Source organism: Sphingopyxis macrogoltabida (assembly GCF_001307295.1).
GTDB classification, from domain to species: Bacteria; Pseudomonadota; Alphaproteobacteria; order Sphingomonadales; family Sphingomonadaceae; genus Sphingopyxis; species Sphingopyxis macrogoltabida_B.
Window position 1 is genome coordinate 49,921 of record NZ_CP012701.1, and the last position, 16,525, is coordinate 66,445.

Annotated in this window: 12 protein-coding genes and 1 pseudogene; 7 read left to right on the top strand and 6 right to left on the bottom strand. The window is 61.9% G+C overall.

Annotated elements, in window-relative coordinates:
* The first annotated feature begins 126 nt into the window (after positions 1–126).
* Positions 127–573: a hypothetical protein gene (locus AN936_RS22460; protein WP_234715869.1), complete on the top strand. Its 447-nt coding sequence runs from the start codon at positions 127–129 to the stop codon at positions 571–573.
* Positions 574–750: 177 nt separating this feature from the next.
* Positions 751–1,323 carry a recombinase family protein gene (locus AN936_RS24445; RefSeq protein ID WP_084758704.1) on the top strand — a complete coding sequence of 191 codons (573 nt, stop codon included), beginning with the start codon at positions 751–753 and terminating at the stop codon, positions 1,321–1,323.
* A gap of 101 nt (positions 1,324–1,424) precedes the next feature.
* Here the strand turns inward: AN936_RS24445 and AN936_RS24450 are convergent.
* A pseudogene (locus AN936_RS24450) lies at positions 1,425–1,529 on the bottom strand (MerR family DNA-binding transcriptional regulator); the annotation flags it as partial.
* Positions 1,530–1,540: 11 nt separating this feature from the next.
* The gene (locus tag AN936_RS22465; RefSeq protein ID WP_054590530.1) at positions 1,541–3,994 is read right to left on the bottom strand and encodes a heavy metal translocating P-type ATPase; all 2,454 of its coding nucleotides are present in this window, start codon (positions 3,992–3,994) and stop codon (positions 1,541–1,543) included.
* Between the two features lie 134 nt (positions 3,995–4,128).
* Between AN936_RS22465 and AN936_RS22470 the strand changes: the two genes are divergently transcribed.
* The 4 genes from AN936_RS22470 (at position 4,129) to istB (ending at position 9,214) form a co-directional block, all read left to right on the top strand.
* Positions 4,129–4,323, top strand: a complete 195-nt coding sequence (locus AN936_RS22470; protein ID WP_054590531.1) for a heavy-metal-associated domain-containing protein — start codon at positions 4,129–4,131, stop codon at positions 4,321–4,323.
* A gap of 139 nt (positions 4,324–4,462) precedes the next feature.
* Positions 4,463–6,751, top strand: a complete 2,289-nt coding sequence (locus AN936_RS22475; RefSeq protein ID WP_234715870.1) for a vitamin K epoxide reductase family protein — start codon at positions 4,463–4,465, stop codon at positions 6,749–6,751.
* A gap of 124 nt (positions 6,752–6,875) precedes the next feature.
* On the top strand, positions 6,876–8,429 hold the full coding sequence (istA, locus tag AN936_RS22480; protein WP_054590639.1) for an IS21 family transposase: 1,554 nt from the start codon (positions 6,876–6,878) through the stop codon (positions 8,427–8,429).
* Between the two features lie 14 nt (positions 8,430–8,443).
* Positions 8,444–9,214: an IS21-like element helper ATPase IstB gene (gene istB / locus AN936_RS22485; protein ID WP_054590532.1), complete on the top strand. Its 771-nt coding sequence runs from the start codon at positions 8,444–8,446 to the stop codon at positions 9,212–9,214.
* A 72-nt stretch (positions 9,215–9,286) separates the two neighbouring features.
* Here istB and AN936_RS22490 read toward each other — a convergent pair whose 3' ends face one another.
* Positions 9,287–11,101: a serine/threonine-protein kinase gene (locus AN936_RS22490; RefSeq protein WP_054590533.1), complete on the bottom strand. Its 1,815-nt coding sequence runs from the start codon at positions 11,099–11,101 to the stop codon at positions 9,287–9,289.
* Here AN936_RS22490 and AN936_RS22495 point away from each other — a divergent pair.
* A complete protein-coding gene (locus tag AN936_RS22495) occupies positions 11,085–12,050 on the top strand; it encodes an ornithine cyclodeaminase family protein (RefSeq protein WP_084758687.1) in 966 nt (321 codons plus the stop codon). The two genes, AN936_RS22490 and AN936_RS22495, sit on opposite strands and share 17 nt — an antisense overlap.
* 225 nt (positions 12,051–12,275) lie before the next feature.
* Here the strand turns inward: AN936_RS22495 and AN936_RS22500 are convergent, their stop codons facing one another.
* The 3 genes from AN936_RS22500 to AN936_RS22510 all read right to left on the bottom strand — a co-directional run bounded on the left by AN936_RS22500 (position 12,276) and on the right by AN936_RS22510 (position 16,504).
* Positions 12,276–13,685, bottom strand: a complete 1,410-nt coding sequence (locus AN936_RS22500; RefSeq protein WP_054590535.1) for an aldehyde dehydrogenase family protein — start codon at positions 13,683–13,685, stop codon at positions 12,276–12,278.
* A 228-nt stretch (positions 13,686–13,913) separates the two neighbouring features.
* A complete protein-coding gene (locus AN936_RS22505; RefSeq protein WP_054590536.1) occupies positions 13,914–14,732 on the bottom strand; it encodes a MaoC family dehydratase in 819 nt (272 codons plus the stop codon).
* A gap of 182 nt (positions 14,733–14,914) precedes the next feature.
* Entirely contained in the window at positions 14,915–16,504 is a 1,590-nt protein-coding gene (locus tag AN936_RS22510) for a GMC family oxidoreductase (protein ID WP_054590537.1), read from the bottom strand.
* Positions 16,505–16,525: the final 21 nt, after the last annotated feature.

The following is a 16,525-nucleotide window of genomic DNA, read 5'->3' on the forward strand; positions in this document are numbered from 1 at the left end:
GGACGGAAAATCCCTAGAACCCCTTATCAGGCGCAGCAAGGGTTTTCGGCTTTTCGAGATGGAGCGGAAAGCGTGTCCGTTGACCGATCCTCTTGCGGACACAAGACCAAGCGACCCCATGGTCGCATGCAGATTGCCCTGCCGATAACTGGCGTTCTAGGTTCGTTCTTCAACTTGGCCAAAATCCCAGCTTCGAGCCGACAGGGCCACGATGGGCGTCCACCTGAGCGCCGCGAGATTGAAATCCATACGGCGTTTCGCGGTCTCGGCGGTCGCGATGCCTTCGAGCTTGTTACTCGCGCGACGTCAGGTAATCGTTACCATGTGGATTCCGGCTTGGAACGCACTGAACGAGGCAGTGTTCTGGCGCGGTACTATTTCGTTTTTTCTTATCGTGGACGGAGCGTGGCCCTTCAGATCAGGGAAGGTCTTGTTCGTGAGGAATTCGTCACTCTGGAGCATAAGGCCAACAGGACAAAAGATGAAGACGAGCGCTTAGAGGTTCTGAAGGCCGAAATGTCGGCAAGGCTTGTCGATGCGCCTTGCGAAGAGATTTACGACATAGTGGGTTAGGGGATTGTGGGGCCGCTTGTCCGACCCGGTGGGTAAGATTGCTCACCGGTGAACCAGGCTGTCGTGTTGCGTAACTCCTAAGTTTTGCGACAATAAGTCCGATGCCGAGTTTTCTGCATTTGACTGTGTCGCAAAAGTCTGTTGCTAAAGTTGCACGTTTCGATACATATGTGCGACATGTTGATAGGCTATGCACGCGTCTCGACGGACGATCAGGATCTCTCGCTTCAGCGGGTAGCGCTCCTAGGCGTCGACTGCACACGAATCTATGAAGAGAAGATCTCTGGTGCACGCCGGGATCGGCCAGAATTGGCTCGTCTGCTCGATAACATTCGTGCCGAAGACGTGGTTGTTGTCACCAGGCTTGATCGTCTTGCGCGCTCGACCCGTGACCTACTCGAAATCGCAGAGCGATTGAATGAACGGGGAACTGGCCTGAGATCATTGGCGGAGCCGTGGGCCGACACCACTTCCCCCGCTGGCCGCATGGTGCTGACAGTGTTTGCCGGGATTGCAGAATTCGAGCGCGCGCTCATCCACCAGCGCACCAGCTCTGGGCGTGCGGCGGCAAAGGCACGCGGGGTTCGTTTTGGTAGACCTCCAAAACTGACAGCTGATCAAATTGGTCTGGGAAGTCGGTTGGTCAGCGAAGGCACATCAGTGCGAGAGGCGGCCAAACTGCTCAAATGCCATCATGCCACGCTGTATAGAGCCCTCGGGTTGGAGCAGGTACGAGGATCAAATGTCTGAAAATCGCGCAAATTCAATGTGATACCGAATCAAAGCTGTTATTCACCCAATAATATCAATATCTTACTTAGCGGCACTCTTTGCACCTTGGTCACGAGAACCCCGGAATCGCGCCGGACGGCCTTCGGGATGAGGCCGATCGCCTCATAATGGCGGATCATCCGCTGGCTGACCCCCGAAGCCTTCGCGGCCTGTCCTATGTTCACTTGTCCTCTCCTCAGGTCGCCGTGGGACGCCAACGGCGGAGCGTCAGAGCATTGGCGACGACGCTGACGCTCGACAGCGCCATGGCCGCACCGGCGATCACCGGGCTCAGATAACCCAAGGCTGCCAACGGGATGCCGATCAGATTGTAGATGAACGCCCAGAACAGCCCCTGGCGGATTTTGGCATAGGTCCGCTTCGAGATGTCGATCGCATCGGCGACCAGGCGCGGGTCGCCCCGCATCAGGGTGATGCCTGCCGCGTGCATGGCGACGTCCGTTCCCGTCGACATGGCGATGCCCACGTCCGCCGCCGCAAGGGCAGGGGCGTCGTTGACCCCGTCGCCGACCATGGCGACCGTGCGGCCCTCTCCCTTCAAGGCCGCCACCGCATCCGACTTTCCTTCCGGCAGGACGTTGGCAATGAAGTCGTCAATGGCGAGCTTGGCGGCCGCTGCGCGGGCACTTCCCGCATTGTCTCCGGTCAGCATCACGCTGCGTATGCCGCGGTAATGCAGCGCCGTTACCGCAGCCAGGGCCGAGGCCTTGACCTCGTCGCCGAACGCCAGGAGGCCGAGGAGGCGGCGCTCGGGTGCGCGTTCGGCGACCCAGGAGACCGTTCGTCCCTCCGCTTCCAGCCGGGCCGCTTCGACGGACAGCGCCGTCAGAGCAATGCCCTCGTCCTCCATCAAGCGCGTGCTGCCGAGGAGCAACTCGCGTCCATTCACCGCCGCAGCGACACCTCGGCCCGGCAGACCGCGCATGCCTTCAGCGCTGGCGGGTTCGATGCCTTCGCACGTAGCCCAAGCCATGACGGCCCGCGCGAGCGGATGCTCGCTGCCGGCCTGAAGCGCCGCGGCGAGCGCGATGAGCTCGGTACGCTCAACTCCATCGGCGGGCAGCCCCGCCAGCAGCGAGGGCTTGCCTTCGGTCAGCGTGCCGGTCTTGTCGAACGCGACGACGTTGATGCGGTGGGCGGTCTCGAGCGCCTCCGCGTCCTTGATGAGCACGCCGGCACGCGCCGCGACCCCCGTGCCGGCCATGATGGCGGTCGGCGTGGCCAAGCCGAGCGCGCACGGGCAGGCGATGACGAGCACCGCGACGGCGTTCAGGATCGCGACCGCCACTCCGGCACCAGCGCTCAGCCAGCTGGCAAAGGTAAGCGCCGCGATGAAAAGGACGATCGGAACGAACACGGCGCTAACCCGGTCGACGAGCCGCTGGATCGGGGCTTTGGCACCTTGCGCGCTTTCGACCAGACGCACGATTCGGGCGAGGGTGGTCTCGGCACCCACCGCGGTCGTCTCGACCAGGATGAGCCCGTCGGCGTTGATGGACCCGCCGGTCACCTTGTCACCCGGACCCTTAATGACCGGAAGGCTCTCTCCCGTGAGCATCGACTCGTCGACATGGGTCGCTCCCTCGATCAGCCGCCCATCAACGGGAATGCGCTCGCCGGGCCGGACGCGCACGCGGTCACCTGTGCGTACCTCCGCCAGCGCAACCTCTCGTTCCGTGCCGTCGACGCCGACGACGCGTGCCTGGTCGGGCCGCAGCGCCATCAGCGCGCGGATCGCCTCGCCGGTCTGGCGCTTGGCGCGACCTTCAAGCCACTTACCGAGCAGGATAAGCGTGATAACAACGGCCGAAGCCTCGAAATAATAGTGCGCGGCCATGGCGTGCATCGGCGCGAACAGCAGCTGGTAGAGGCTGAGCCCGTAGGCGGCCGATGTGCCGATCGCGACCAGAAGGTCCATGTTGCCGGTGCGGGCACGTACCGCCTTCCAACCCGCGCGGTAGAAGCGCGCGCCCAGCCAGAACTGCACCGGCGTCGCCAGCAACAGCTGGACCCAGCCCGGCACGGCAACCTCAATGCCGAACGGCGCCAGCAGCATCGGCACGACCAGCGGCAGCGACAGCGCCGCGGCGATCAGCACATGGCGGAGCTCCCGTGTCGCCGCCGTGTCGCGGCGGGCGTCCTCGGCGTCCCGCTCCGCCTCCGCCGAGCCGGTGCGCGCAGATGCAGTGTAGCCGGCGCTTTCGACAGCATCGACCAGGACATAAGCAGGGACGTTCCCCACCGCTTCGATCCTGGCCGTCTCGGTCGCCAGGTTGACGCTCGCGGAGCGGACTCCGGGCACTTTCAGCAGTGCCTTCTCAACGCGGCCGACGCACGACCCGCAGGTCATGCCGGTGATCGTCAGCTCGGTCGTTTGCGTCACCGGCGTGTAGCCCGCCGATAGAACCGCATCGGCCACGGCACCGACATCGTATCGTCCGTCGGCGAACTCGACATTTGCCCGCTCGGTTGCGAGATTGACCGAGACGCGGGCAACGCCTGGCGCCCCGGCGATGGCGCGCTCGACCCGCCCCACGCACGTGGCGCAGGTCATGCCTTCGATGGCCAGGGATAGCCCGTCGTCGCTCTCTGCATAGGTCTTCACTGGCAACCGCGCCGGGGCGTTCATAGTCGTCTCCTTTACTGAGTCGACTTCCTTATCGTCCTTCACATCGTGTCAGGGTCAACACCTAAATTTACCTCTTGACCCTGACACAGTGTCAAGCCCCACATCAGCTTCATTCACCTTATGGGAGAACGAAGATGATCGATTTCAAAGTCGAGGGAATGACTTGCGGCGGCTGCGTTCGGGGTGTGACGAACGCGCTTCACCGCGTCGATGCCGATGCCATCGTCAACGTCGACCTGCCAAGCAAGAGAGTGTCGGTGAATTCGACAGCCGATGTACAGCAGCTCAAGCAGGCCATCGAGAAGGCCGGTTTCTCGGTCACGCAATAAAGTCCGATTTTGCGCGAGGGCTTTGCGGCGCGGGCGCGTAAAAGGATTGTGCGTTGATCCGCACGCGCCCGCCTCGCGATCATAAGTGCAGCGGCCCCATCCGCGTTTCCCAGCACCGACGAGCGAGGTGGCGAGAACCATGACCGACATTGACCGCAGCGAGCCTGAGAGCGGCAAGGACGCCCGCGAAGTCGTGCTCATCACCGGTGCGAGCGGTTTCATAGCCGCCGCGCTCATCGCCAGGCTAGGGGAGCGCTACACGGTTGTCGGCCTCGATCGTGCCGGTCCACCAGATCCGCCGCCGCCAGCGGTTGAGGTGGACATCGATCTCGGTTCGGACGATGCCGTCCGTGCCGCGCTCGACGAGGTGCGCGCGCGGTACGGCAACCGCATCGCCTCGGTGATCCACCTCGCCGCCTATTATGACATCACGGGCGATCCCAACCCGCTTTACGACAAGGTCACGGTGCAGGGCACGCGGCGCCTGATCGACGGGCTGCAGCCGTTCGAGGTCGAGCAATTTGTCTTCGCCAGCACGATGCTGGTCCATAAGCCGACCCCGACTCCGGAGGAGCGCATCAGCGAAGACTCGCCGATTGGCGCGAGCTGGGCGTACCCGCAGTCGAAGGTCGACGCCGAAGCACTGCTGCATGCTCGGCGGGGGCAGATCCCTGTCGTCTTCCTCCGCGGCGCGGGAGTTTACGACGATGACGGACGCTCCGCGTTTCTCGCGCAGCAGATATCGCAGATTTACGAGCACCGGCTGATCTCACATTTCTATCCAGGCATGCTGTGCGCGGCGCAGTCATCGGTGCACCGCGAGGACTTGGCCGACGCCGTGGTGCGCCTCGTCGATCGGCGGCACGAATTGCCGTCAGAACTGCCGCTGCTCGTCGGCGAACCCGACCCGCCCGGCTATGCCGAGATCCAGGACATCGTCGGGGAGGCGCTCCACGGCGAGGGCTGGAAGACGATCCGCATCCCGCAGCCGCTCGCGAAGGCCGGGATCATCCTGCAGAACGAAGCGCTCGGCAGCGACGACTTTATCCAGCCCTGGATGATCGACAGCAGCAACGACCACTATATCCTCGACATCTCGCGCGCACGGTCGCTGCTCGGGTGGGAACCGAAGCACAGCCTTCGCGACACGCTCCCGGCGATCGTCGCTGCGCTCAAGCGGCATCCGCGGGCCTGGTACCGGAACAACAAGCTCAACGAGAACCTGGTCGCGTGGGATGAAGAGCCAGAGGCCGAGCTTGCGGGGTCTGGCCACCACCAGCCCGCAGCGGCCGCCGGAACGGGCGGCATAGATCACGGCGGGATGGATCACAGCAAAATGGACCACGCGGCGATGGGGCACGGGTCCGGCGCCGCGGTCGCGGCCATGTCGGACCACGGCGGGCACGGCGATCACATGGCCTTGATGGACCGCGATGAGCGCCGCGCACGCTGGGCGCTTTACGCCAACATCGGTCTCGGTCTGTGGCTCGCCTCCAGCCCGCTCATCTATGATTCCATGACCACGCAGAGCGTCGGCGAAGCCGCGCGTTTCGTAACCGTCGATCGCGGGCTGCCTTCGATCGAATGGCGGGCCAGCGCACTGGCTATCAGCGATGTCGTCAGCGGGCTCGCCATCGCGCTGTTCGGCGCGCTGTCGCTCGCCCCGCGCACCAAGACATGGGCGCAGTGGGCTGTCGCGTTCGTCGGCATCTGGCTGTTCTTCGCGCCGCTGATCTTCTGGAGCCCGAGCGCCGCGCAGTACAACAACAATCTGCTCATCGGCTCGGCCGTGATCGCCCTGTCGGTGCTCGTGCCAATGATGCCGGGCATGAGCATGGCAGGCATGATGGACCCCAAGAACATCCCGCCCGGCTGGACCTATTCGCCGTCCACCGACGCGCAGAGGCTGCCGATCGTCGCCATGGGCCTTATCGGCCTTCTCACCTCGCGCATCCTCACGGCCTACCAGCTGGGCCACATCGACACCGCCTGGGAGCCGTTCTTCGCCGGATCGCTGGCCGATCCGCGCAACGGGACCGAGGAAATCATCACTTCCGACATGTCGAAGGCGTGGCCGATCCCCGACGGTGGTCTCGGCACGATTAGCTACGTGCTCGAGATCCTGATGGCGGTCATGGGCACCCGCGACCGCTGGCGGACGATGCCGTGGATGGTGACCTTCTTCGGCATCCTCGTCATCCCGCTCGGCGTAATCAGCATCTATTTCATCATCAGTCAGCCGATCGTCATCGGCACGTGGAGCACGCTGGCGCTGATCGCGGCGCTCGCCATGCTGATCATGATCCCGTTCGCATTGGACGAGGTCATCGCCACGGGCCAGTTCCTTGCCTGGGCGAAGCGCCGCGGCAAGCCGCTTGCGTGTTTCGGTAATTCCCGGACAGTGATTTCGGTAAATCGCGGACAGTGATTTCAGTAAATACGGGACAGTGATTCCGCTAATTCCCGGACAGTGACCGGGGCGGGAATGAGGTTTGTTTTTCGGGAGCGCCGGACTGGCATTGTGCCCTTTCATCGATGGGATGGGAGTGGTGATGCCAAGACGGAAGCAAGCGAGACGAACGAACGTGAAAGATATGCGATCAATCCTGCGCCTGACCTACGGTCAGGGACTGTCAGTGCGAGCCGTGTCGGAACGGCTGAAGCTGAGCAAGACGACGGTGTCGACCTATGTTCTGCGGGCGCGCGAAGCGGGCCTGACGGCTTGGCCGTTGCCGCCGGGCTATGACGATGACGCGGCGCTTGAGCGGTTGCTTTTTAGGCGCGTTGGTCGTCCGCCGCAGGATTTGAGCGAACCGGACTGGCCGCTGATTGCGCGGGAGATCAAGCGCAAGGGCGTGACGTTGACGCTGCTGTGGCAGGAATATCGGACCGCGCATCCCCATGGCTACGGCTATACCTGGTTTTGCGAGCGGTTCGGGACCTTCCAGAAGCGCATTCAGGCCAGCTTCCGCAACCGGCATGAAGCAGGCGCGGTGATGCAGACCGATTATGCCGGCCATACTGTGCCATTGATTGATCCGTCGACCGGTGAGATCCACCAGGCACAGATCTTTGTGGCGGTATTGGGAGCATCGTCGCTGACTTTTGCGACGGCAAGTCTGAGCCAGAAGCTGCCCGACTGGATTGAAGGGCAATGCCGGGCGCTCGCCTATTTTGGCGGGGCACCCAAAGCGATTGTCTGCGACAATCTGAAAGCCGGAGTGGCGAAGGCCTTGTGGTTCGAGCCGACGCTCAATGAGACCTTCGCCGCGATGGCGGAGTATTATGACACGACGGTTCTTCCCACCCGCAGTCGCCGACCGCGCGACAAGGGCAAGGTTGAAGGCGCGGTACTGATCGTCGAACGCTGGATTTTAGCGCGGCTGCGTAATCGGCGTTTCTTCAGCCTGCCCGAGCTCAATGGTGCCATTTCCGTGCTGTTGGAGGATATCAACAACCGACCCATGCGACATGTCGGCAAATCCCGCCGGGAACTGTTCGAGGAGATCGAACGCCCGGCGCTCTCGCAGCTGCCGGCCCAGCCGTTCGAATATGCCGAGTGGAAAAGGGCCAAGGTCCATCCAGATTATCATGTCGAGGTCGACAAGACCTTCTACTCGGTGCCGCACCGGCTGATCGGTCGGCGGATCGATGTCCGGCTTACCCATCGGGTAGTAGAGATTTTCCACGATCATAATCGGGTGGCCAGCCATGTCCGAAGCTCGCAGCGCCGCGGCCATGTGACGGTCAATGAGCATATGCCCAAGGCGCATCAGCGTTACGCCAACATGACACCCGCCAGCCTGATCACAAAAGCCGCCCGGATCGGCGGCAATGCCGCGATCCTGGTCGAACGGCTGATGCGTAACCGGCCCCATCCCGAGCAGGGCTATCGTTCGGCCATGGGCGTCATCGCGCTCGCGCGGCGCTATGAGGGGGGCCGGGTGGAAGCCGCCTGCGAGCGGGCGCTCCTCATCAACGCCGTCTCCTACTCGTCGGTGAGCGCCATCCTCAAATCGGGCCTCGATCGGGCAGCGCCGGCGGCCGAGCCAATGCGGCCCACGCCGGCGCACGGCAACATCCGTGGCGGCACCTATTATCAATGAAGAAAGGAAAATCCATGTTGAACCACCCCACCCTTGATCAGATGCAGGCGCTTGGCCTGACTGGAATGGTGGCCGCCTGGCGGGACATGACCGCGCAGGACCATGCGGGCGATCTTACTCGCGAGGAATGGCTCGGGTTGATGCTCGATCGCGAAATCGCGGTGCGCGCCGACAAGCGCCTCGTCAATCGGCTGAAAATCGCACGGTTGCGCTTTGCTGATGCCTGTATCGAAAATATTGACTTTGCCGCCCATCGCGGGCTCGACCGACGCAATATTTTCTCGCTTGCCCAAGGGGCGTGGCTCAAGGCGCATGAAAATGTGATCATCACCGGTCAGACCGGCACCGGAAAAACCTGGTTGGGGTGCGCCTTTGGGCAGCAGGCGGCCCGGCTCGATCACTCGGTCCTCTACCTGCGCATGCCGCGCCTGTTCGAGGATCTGGCGCTCGCCCGCCTGGATGGCCGCTTCCCGCGGCTCGTCGACAAGCTAGCCAGGGTCGATCTGCTCATTCTGGACGACTGGGGCACCCATGGCCTGACCGATCAGCAGCGCCTCGACTTGCTCGAAATCTTCGAGGAGCGTTATCGGCGGAAATCCACCCTGATTACCGCACAACTCCCGGTGGCCGCCTGGCACGACATGATCGGCGAACCAACTATCGCTGATGCCATTCTCGACCGGATTATCCACAACGCCCACCGCATCACGCTCGAAGGCGACAGCATGCGCCGACAAAAATCGCCCCAGAACTTGACTGAAAACCAAAACAGCGAGATCAGCTAAAACTGATATTAACCAGGCAATCGAAGGGCCACCTCACGCTGTCCCGGAATTAGCGAAACCGCTGTCCGCGAATTAGCGAAACGACTGTCCCGTTTTTACGAAATGCGCATCCATCGCTTCGCGGCCTCGCCTCGCTGCCGCCAACGCCGCTCCGCGTTCGGCAGGAATCTCCATTAGGCTTCCGCTCAGGTTGTATTGCGCGTCGCCATAACGGTCCCACCAGACTTGGGTGGGGTTGCGCGCAAGTTCGGCATCGACCAGCGCTTCGGCCCGCCGGAACCAAGTCAGCGATGCCGGGACATCTTCCGCATAATAGTAGGAATCGCCGATTTGAGCGAGGAGCACATATTCCAGAGCACGCGCCGGGCGGGTCCATTCACCGGTCCAAGCGCGCGCGCGCAGCCGCCCCAGCGTCGCTTCGAGCATCTTAGCCGCATCAGCAGGGCGGTCGGCGTTCCACAACGTCATATAGCCACGGTTCTTTTCGACCTGAAGCAGCCCTAGCCGCGCGCCCATGCGTGTTGGGTCCGTCGCCAATGCGGCACCGAAATGTTGTTCGGCGGCATTGCTGACCCGCTGCGACTCGGTATCGTCAGCAAGTGTGTTCCAGCGCACCACATTAACCCAACCGCGCTCCTCAGCGATCGCTGCTCCTTCCCCGCTGATTGTCGCCAACGTCGCGTCGGCGCGGTCAAGCAGCGCCTTGGCTTCCTCGGTACGGCCCAGATTGGATTCGCCGGCAGCCCCCATCACGGTAGCAAGGCGACGAAAGCCGCGAGCTGTATCAAGCCGCAAATCCTCGGGCGCGTCACGCATTTGCGCCAATCGGTCCAGATATCGCCCCGCTGTCTCGGCTAACTCGGCCCGCGCTGCTGTTGTGCCGGGCGCATCGGCCAGCCGATCATAATGCGGGAACAGCATGAACCGGGCGAGGTCGCGTACTTCGTAGAAGCGCGACTCTGCGGCATCGCGCGCACGTTCGGCGCGGACATATTGGACAGTGCTGATCGCCGCCGCTGCGATTAGCAAGGCGCCGACTGCTGCTGCAATCCGCTGACGCTTGAAGAACTTCACGGTGCGTTGGTGCCATGGGGTCGGTCTGGCGCTAATGGGTCGATGCCCCGCTCGCGCATCCAAGTCAGCCAGCAAAGACGGAACATCTGGATAGCGTTCCAGCGGGTTAGCAGCCGTTGCGTGGGCGATGATAGCGCCAAGATCGTCTTCTACGACCGGCCCGACCAGTTCCCGCAGCACCATGCCAAGGCCATATACATCGCTGGCAACACTGGCTGGTACCCCGGATATGCGTTCAGGCGCAGCATATTGGCGGGTGAGCGCGCCTGATCCCGGATCTTCGCTATTGTCGCTGCTGTCGATCAGCCGCGCAATGCCAAAGTCGAGCAGCTTCACCTTGCCGTCGGCATCGACCATGATGTTTGAAGGTTTAATGTCAGCGTGAATGACGAGGTTGCGGTGCGCAAAGACCACTGCGGCGCAAGCCTGTTGAAATAGCGCCAGCCGCGCATCGAGGTTCAGCGCAGCGGCGTTAGCATATTCGGTGATAGACCTGCCCTCAATCAAGTCCATCGCCAGCCAAGGTGTTCCGTTTAGACTGCCGCCATCCAAGATCCGAGCTATGCCCGGATCGACCAGCCGCCCGAGAATACGTCGTTCAATCAGAAAGCGCTCCAGCGCGCCGACCGACGTCAGACTACCGCGCATCAGTTTGATGGCCACTGCTTGTTCGAATACGCCATCGTCGCGTTCGCCACGCGCTACCAATCCCATGCCGCCGCGTCCAAGCAAACCAGTGATTCGATAAGGACCGACGCGTTCAGGCAGTGGCTCGTCGTCGGCGATCCAGGCACTGATGCCGCCCGTTTGCATCATTGCGTCAGTGGCGGCTACCCGGTCTAGCAACGCCGCTATCCCGCTGATGCGCCGCGCCTTCCTCGCCGAAGCGGAAGGGCGCGCGCTTCAGCCAATCCGTCAGGCGATATTGATACCAAATGGCAAAGGGCTCTTGTCGATGATGCCGGGGGTGGTTAGCGATCCCGACTGGCTTGGCATCAAGGTCATCTCTGTTTTTCCGGGCAATTTCGGCACGGAGCTGGGCTCGCATCAGGGACCGATCCTGCTGTTCGATCCCGACAATGGCCGCCTCCTGGCGATGATCGACGGGCGCGAGGTGACGGCGATCCGCACCGCCGGCGCCTCGGCGGCGGCCACGGATGCGCTCGCCAATGCCGACGCATCGAGCCTCGGAGTGTTCGGGTACGGCGAACAGGCCCAAACCCATGTCGCCGCGATCCGCGCGGTGCGTTCGATCAGGGAGGTGCTCGTCTGGGGCCGCGACTTGGCGCGGGCACAAGCTTTCGCAGCGAGCCTTGGCGAAGGCGCACGGGCCGTCGCCACGCCCGAGGACGCTGCCAGCGCCGACATCCTGTGCCTCACCACAGCGGCGAAAGAGCCCTATTTTGAAGGGCGCTGGCTGCGACCCGGCCAACACGTCAACGTGGTAGGATCGAGCATCCCAACCACCTCAGAGATTGACCACGAGACGCTGGTGCGTTCCCGCGTCTTCGTCGATTTCCGGGACAGCGCGCTGGCGCTGGGAGGCGATCTGCGCCGCGCGTTGGAGGCTGGCGCGATCACGCCTGAACATATTCTCGGTAGCGTCGGCGCGGTCATCGCAGGCACTTGCTCGGGCCGCGAGAGCGCCGACGATATCACGCTGTTCAAGTCGCTCGGCATGGTTGCAGAGGATCTGATCGCCTGCGACCACATTTTGCGAGCGGCCGAGACACAAGACGCCGGTACACTGGCCGCCTTCTGATATGATGGCGACATCCTATGATGTGATCGTTATCGGGCTTGGCGCGATGGGCAGCGCCACCCTGCGTGCGCTTGTTCCCGCACTGTGGTCCAGCCAAAAGACGCCACACTGATTGTGCCAAGGAACGGGTCGATCTAGACCAGTTGGGGAGCACCACCGATCCTGACGCACGAAGCTTCGCATCGATCTGAAAAAGCCATGTGGGCGAGCATCCGCCAGCGAATGCTACTCAGCAATCACGAAAGTCTTGGGTTCAGTATAGGCCATCAGCCCATCGATCCCATTCTCAACCCCGATGCCTGATTGCTTGCGCCCACCGAAGGCCGCAAAAGGTGACAACGCCAATCCTTCGTTGATCCATACGTTGCCGGTCTCCATTCTTTCGGCCACGTGCAGCGCCGCGTCCATGTTCTTCGACCAGACTGTGCCTGCCAAGCCCATTTCAGACGCATTGGCTCGTTCAATCGCTTCCTCGACCGTCGTATACTTCAAAAGCGGCAGGACGGGACCAAACTGCTCTTCTTGAACAATGCGACTATCTTCTGGCGGATTGTCGACCAGCGTTGCGGGCACGAACAGCCCCTTTCCGTCGGGAGCAGCACCCTGGATCAGGCGGTGACCATTGGCTTTGCAATCCTCCAACAGACCGTTCACACGATCAAATTGTGGCCGGTTCTGGATCGGACCGAGGGCGATACCCTGCTGGCTGCCGTCACCCATTGGCATCGCCTTGACAAGTTCGGCCAGGGCGTCGCGGAACTGGTCGTATATGGTTTCGTGCACATAGGCACGCTTCGTGGCGACGCAGACCTGACCGCTATTCGCGAAGGCCGACCAGAGCAGCCTTTGAGCAGTCTCTGCAATATCGACGTCGGGCAGCACGATCGCCGCGTCATTCCCACCTAGTTCGAGCGTTAAGCGCTTGAGTGTGGGCGAGGCGCTCTGCATCACACGCCGCCCGGTGGCAGTCGAACCCGTAAAGCTGACTTTGTCCACGCCGGGGTGAGCGGTCATCATTGGCCCAAGGGCATCACCGCCCGTGATGATGTTAAGCACGCCGGCGGGCACAAGGTCGCGAACCAGTTCACCAATCCGAAGCACCGTCATTGGCGTGAATGGCGAGGGTTTGAGCACAAGCGTGTTGCCCGTCAGCAGCGCCGGAGCAATCTTCCAAATCGAAAGCACGACCGGAAAGTTCCACGTAGAAATGCCCGCTACCACCCCGATCGGCACATATCGGGTGATCTGCTTGCGCCCAGGGCCAGCCTCCATCTCGCGGTCCGGCAGGGTCAATGTCGCCGTAGCCTCGCACCACTGCACAGCAGCCATGACTTCGAATTGAGCTTGCTCGCGAGGCTTGCCTTGTTCACGAGTGAGCATCGCCGCCAGCTCTGCGGCATTGGCCGCGATGGTCTCGCCGATTCGATTGACGATCGCCGCGCGTTCAGCCCAGGGAGTGTTGCGCCACGCCGGAAAGGCGCCGCGGGCAGCGGTGATAGCCGCTTCAAGTTCTGCCGCACCGGCATCCGGAACTGAGCCAATGACCGTCCCAGTGGCGGGATTGATCACCTCGATAGAGCTTTGCGAATTGACCGCCTGACCGTTGATAGTCATGCTGAGATCGTCGTTAGTCATCGTCTGGGTTCCTTCACGCGGGGAGCTCTATGACCGGCCCAAGTTGATTGGTCCGCATTGATTGTTGGAGTTTAGTCATGCCCTTGGCCAGTGTTGGCCGCAGGCGGAGCCGAGCAAAGCTGAAGGGCGGCACTGCTTTACTCAATACCGAGCATGCGAGCTCGCACGAGGCGACGATAGCGGCTTTTCGACCTTCTGTGATCCACTGCCCGGTGGCCGCCTGCAGCATCAGTCAGGCCCCCGTCTCAGAGTTGTCTCAACGACTGCGCGCACCTGGCGCGGGCGGTAGATCGCCGTGTGCGCACCGGACATCAGCACGCGTCCATCATGCGCGACGCGCACGTCCAGTACAGTGAAGAGGTGACCGTTGGTCTCGAAATGGCGCGTCACACGCGCGCGGGTCTGCAGCGTGCCCGGGCCGCGCAAGACGCCATGAAAGTGAACGTCGCTGCCGACATGGATCCAGGGGCCGAGCTTGACGTGCTTGGCCAGCACGAAATTCGCGTGATGCAGTAGCCAGCCCGGCGACGTGACCGCACCGCCTTCGTAAACGGCCAGCGTCTCGCGCGTGTCGCTCAGATAGGCAGCGCCGTAGCGTTCATCGAAGGCAGTGTCACAGGTCCCGAGCACCGTACCTTCAGCGAGGCTTTCCGGCGAGGCGTCCGGGCGGGCGGCCGCCGCAAAGGGTGTGCGAAAGGGGATGTCGTCGAGCGTGACATTGGGCGGATCAACGAGATGCGCCCCACCCTGCGCACATAGAATATCGCGGCTTGAGAGCGTCAGCACGAGCCCCCGCCCTTGCGGCGAACCTTCCGCGATCGCCTCGTCGCCGTCATAGACAGGCTTCAGGAAGCGCGCGCTCATGAAGCCGCGGCGCAGGAAGTCGTAGCCCCAAAGTGCGGCCGGCACATGGCTCATATAAGCGAAGACCTCGACGCCTGGCACAAGGCCGCCGCTGAAACCGAAGCGCCGCGCGGTCGCATCGTCGTGGATCTTGTTGTCGTTGTCGGTCGCGGTGTTGAACGCGACCAGTCGGTAAGTACTCATCTCTACGACCCTCGGCGGAAGAAAGCGCGGCGCAGGCCCGAGCGTTCAAACGGCGCCCAGGCACCCTCCGGTTGCGCATCGAGCGTGAGGGCCGCTCCGTTGACGGTGAGCGTGATCATTGTCGGGGCTCCGCAAGAGACCACAAGGGCCGCCTATCTGGGAAATGTCGGTTGAACATTGCCTCATTTCCCTGCGATCAACTCTGCAGCTTTCTCCGCCATGGCCATGATGGGTAGATTGGTGTTTCCGCTGATCAAGGTCGGCATAACCGAACCGTCAATGACCCTTAGACCATCGATGCCCCGCACGCGCAGTTGGCTGTCGACAACGGAGCCGCTGTCTTCCCCCATGCGACATGTTCCGACCGGGTGGTAAATCGTTTCTGCGTGGGCCCGTATCCATTTTTTGCGGGATTCCGTGCTGGTAAACGCATCGGCATCGAGTGTCCGCTTAACATGTTGTCGAAGGGCCGGCTGATCGATGATCTCGCACATCTGCCGAACGCCTTCTTGCATGCTGACGAAATCACTTTCATCAGATAGAAAGCGGGGGTCGATCACTGGCGCTTCAAAAGGATCGGCCGATCGCAGGCGCAGCGTTCCACGACTCTTCGGGCGAAGCTGACATACACGAATGGCAAAGCCGTGCGGGATGCGCTCGCCGGGTGGGTTTCTGAGCGCGACGATGAGATGAGCCTGCCACTCAGGCCAAGATGAGGTTTCGTCGGGTCCCCAGAAGGCTCCGGCTTCGACGCCCTGCGAGGTACCAACCCCCGAGCCTAGGAGCATATATTGTGCGCCAGCCAAGCCACCTCTGATCAATCCAAGGTATGGCGTCAGTGTGTTCGGCTGCGACGCCTCCAATCGGATAGGGCAGTCCAAATGATCTTGTAGGTTGCTTCCAACACCGGCGGAATCGAGCACTGGCTTGATGCCGAGCGAACGTAGGTGACCGGCGGGCCCAATTCCTGAGAGCATCAGTAGCTGCGGTGAGCCAATGGCCCCGGACGTCAGCAAAACTTCTCGTTCGGCCGAAATGGTGACCTCACGCCCGTTCTTCTCAATGACAACACCACGAACGCGCGTGCCCTCGATCGCGAGGCGCCGAACAAGGGTGTTGGCCATGATCGTCAGATTGCTTCGTCCTTTTCCCTGGTCGAGAAATTTGTAGGCCCCCGAACGCTTGCCGTCTGAAATCGTAAGCTCGTAGAAGCCCGCGCCCATCTGAGACCGACCATTGAAGCCGTTATTCTCGGGGAGGCCTGCCGACTTGGCGCTCTCAACAAGTGCCTTCGAGATTGGATGCTGCAAAACGCCATAAGAAAGTTGGATCGGACCCGAATAACCTCGGTCCTGATCGGGCTCGGATGTGACCTGAGTGGCGTTCTCGATTCTTCTAAAGTAGGGACGGAGGTTTTCATATCCCCATCCTTGACAGCCTTGCGCTTCCCAAGAATCGTAATCCTGAGGATTTCCCCGGATCGCAATCATGGAGTTGATGGCGGACGATCCTCCCACCACCTTGCCGCGCGGAATATAGATCATGCGGTTGTTGAGTTCGGTTTGCGGTTCGGTCCAATACATCCAGTTATGCCTTGGACTCGTATAGAGCACGCGAATGCCTGCTGGCATGCGAACGAAGATTGAAGAAGAGGGAGGTCCGGCTTCGAGCAGCAACACCTTAAAGTTGGGATCTTCGCTCAAGCGAGCAGCGAGCACGCAGCCCGCCGATCCTGCTCCGACAACGACATAATCGAATTTTGAGCCCTTCATCCTCCGTCCCCTGTTGTCAAA

Bases quoted from the DNA above. Each gene is read 5' to 3' on its own strand.
- AN936_RS22460 (WP_234715869.1), top strand. From the start codon at position 127: ATGCAGATTGCCCTGCCGATAACTGGCGTTCTAGGTTCGTTCTTCAAC.
- AN936_RS24445 (WP_084758704.1), top strand. From the start codon at position 751: ATGTTGATAGGCTATGCACGCGTCTCGACGGACGATCAGGATCTCTCG.
- AN936_RS22465 (WP_054590530.1), bottom strand. From the start codon at position 3,994: ATGAACGCCCCGGCGCGGTTGCCAGTGAAGACCTATGCAGAGAGCGAC.
- AN936_RS22470 (WP_054590531.1), top strand. From the start codon at position 4,129: ATGATCGATTTCAAAGTCGAGGGAATGACTTGCGGCGGCTGCGTTCGG.
- AN936_RS22475 (WP_234715870.1), top strand. From the start codon at position 4,463: ATGACCGACATTGACCGCAGCGAGCCTGAGAGCGGCAAGGACGCCCGC.
- istA (WP_054590639.1), top strand. From the start codon at position 6,876: ATGCCAAGACGGAAGCAAGCGAGACGAACGAACGTGAAAGATATGCGA.
- istB (WP_054590532.1), top strand. From the start codon at position 8,444: ATGTTGAACCACCCCACCCTTGATCAGATGCAGGCGCTTGGCCTGACT.
- AN936_RS22495 (WP_084758687.1), top strand. From the start codon at position 11,085: ATGCCGCCCGTTTGCATCATTGCGTCAGTGGCGGCTACCCGGTCTAGC.
- AN936_RS22490 (WP_054590533.1), bottom strand. From the start codon at position 11,101: ATGCAAACGGGCGGCATCAGTGCCTGGATCGCCGACGACGAGCCACTG.
- AN936_RS22500 (WP_054590535.1), bottom strand. From the start codon at position 13,685: ATGACTAACGACGATCTCAGCATGACTATCAACGGTCAGGCGGTCAAT.
- AN936_RS22505 (WP_054590536.1), bottom strand. From the start codon at position 14,732: ATGAGTACTTACCGACTGGTCGCGTTCAACACCGCGACCGACAACGAC.
- AN936_RS22510 (WP_054590537.1), bottom strand. From the start codon at position 16,504: ATGAAGGGCTCAAAATTCGATTATGTCGTTGTCGGAGCAGGATCGGCG.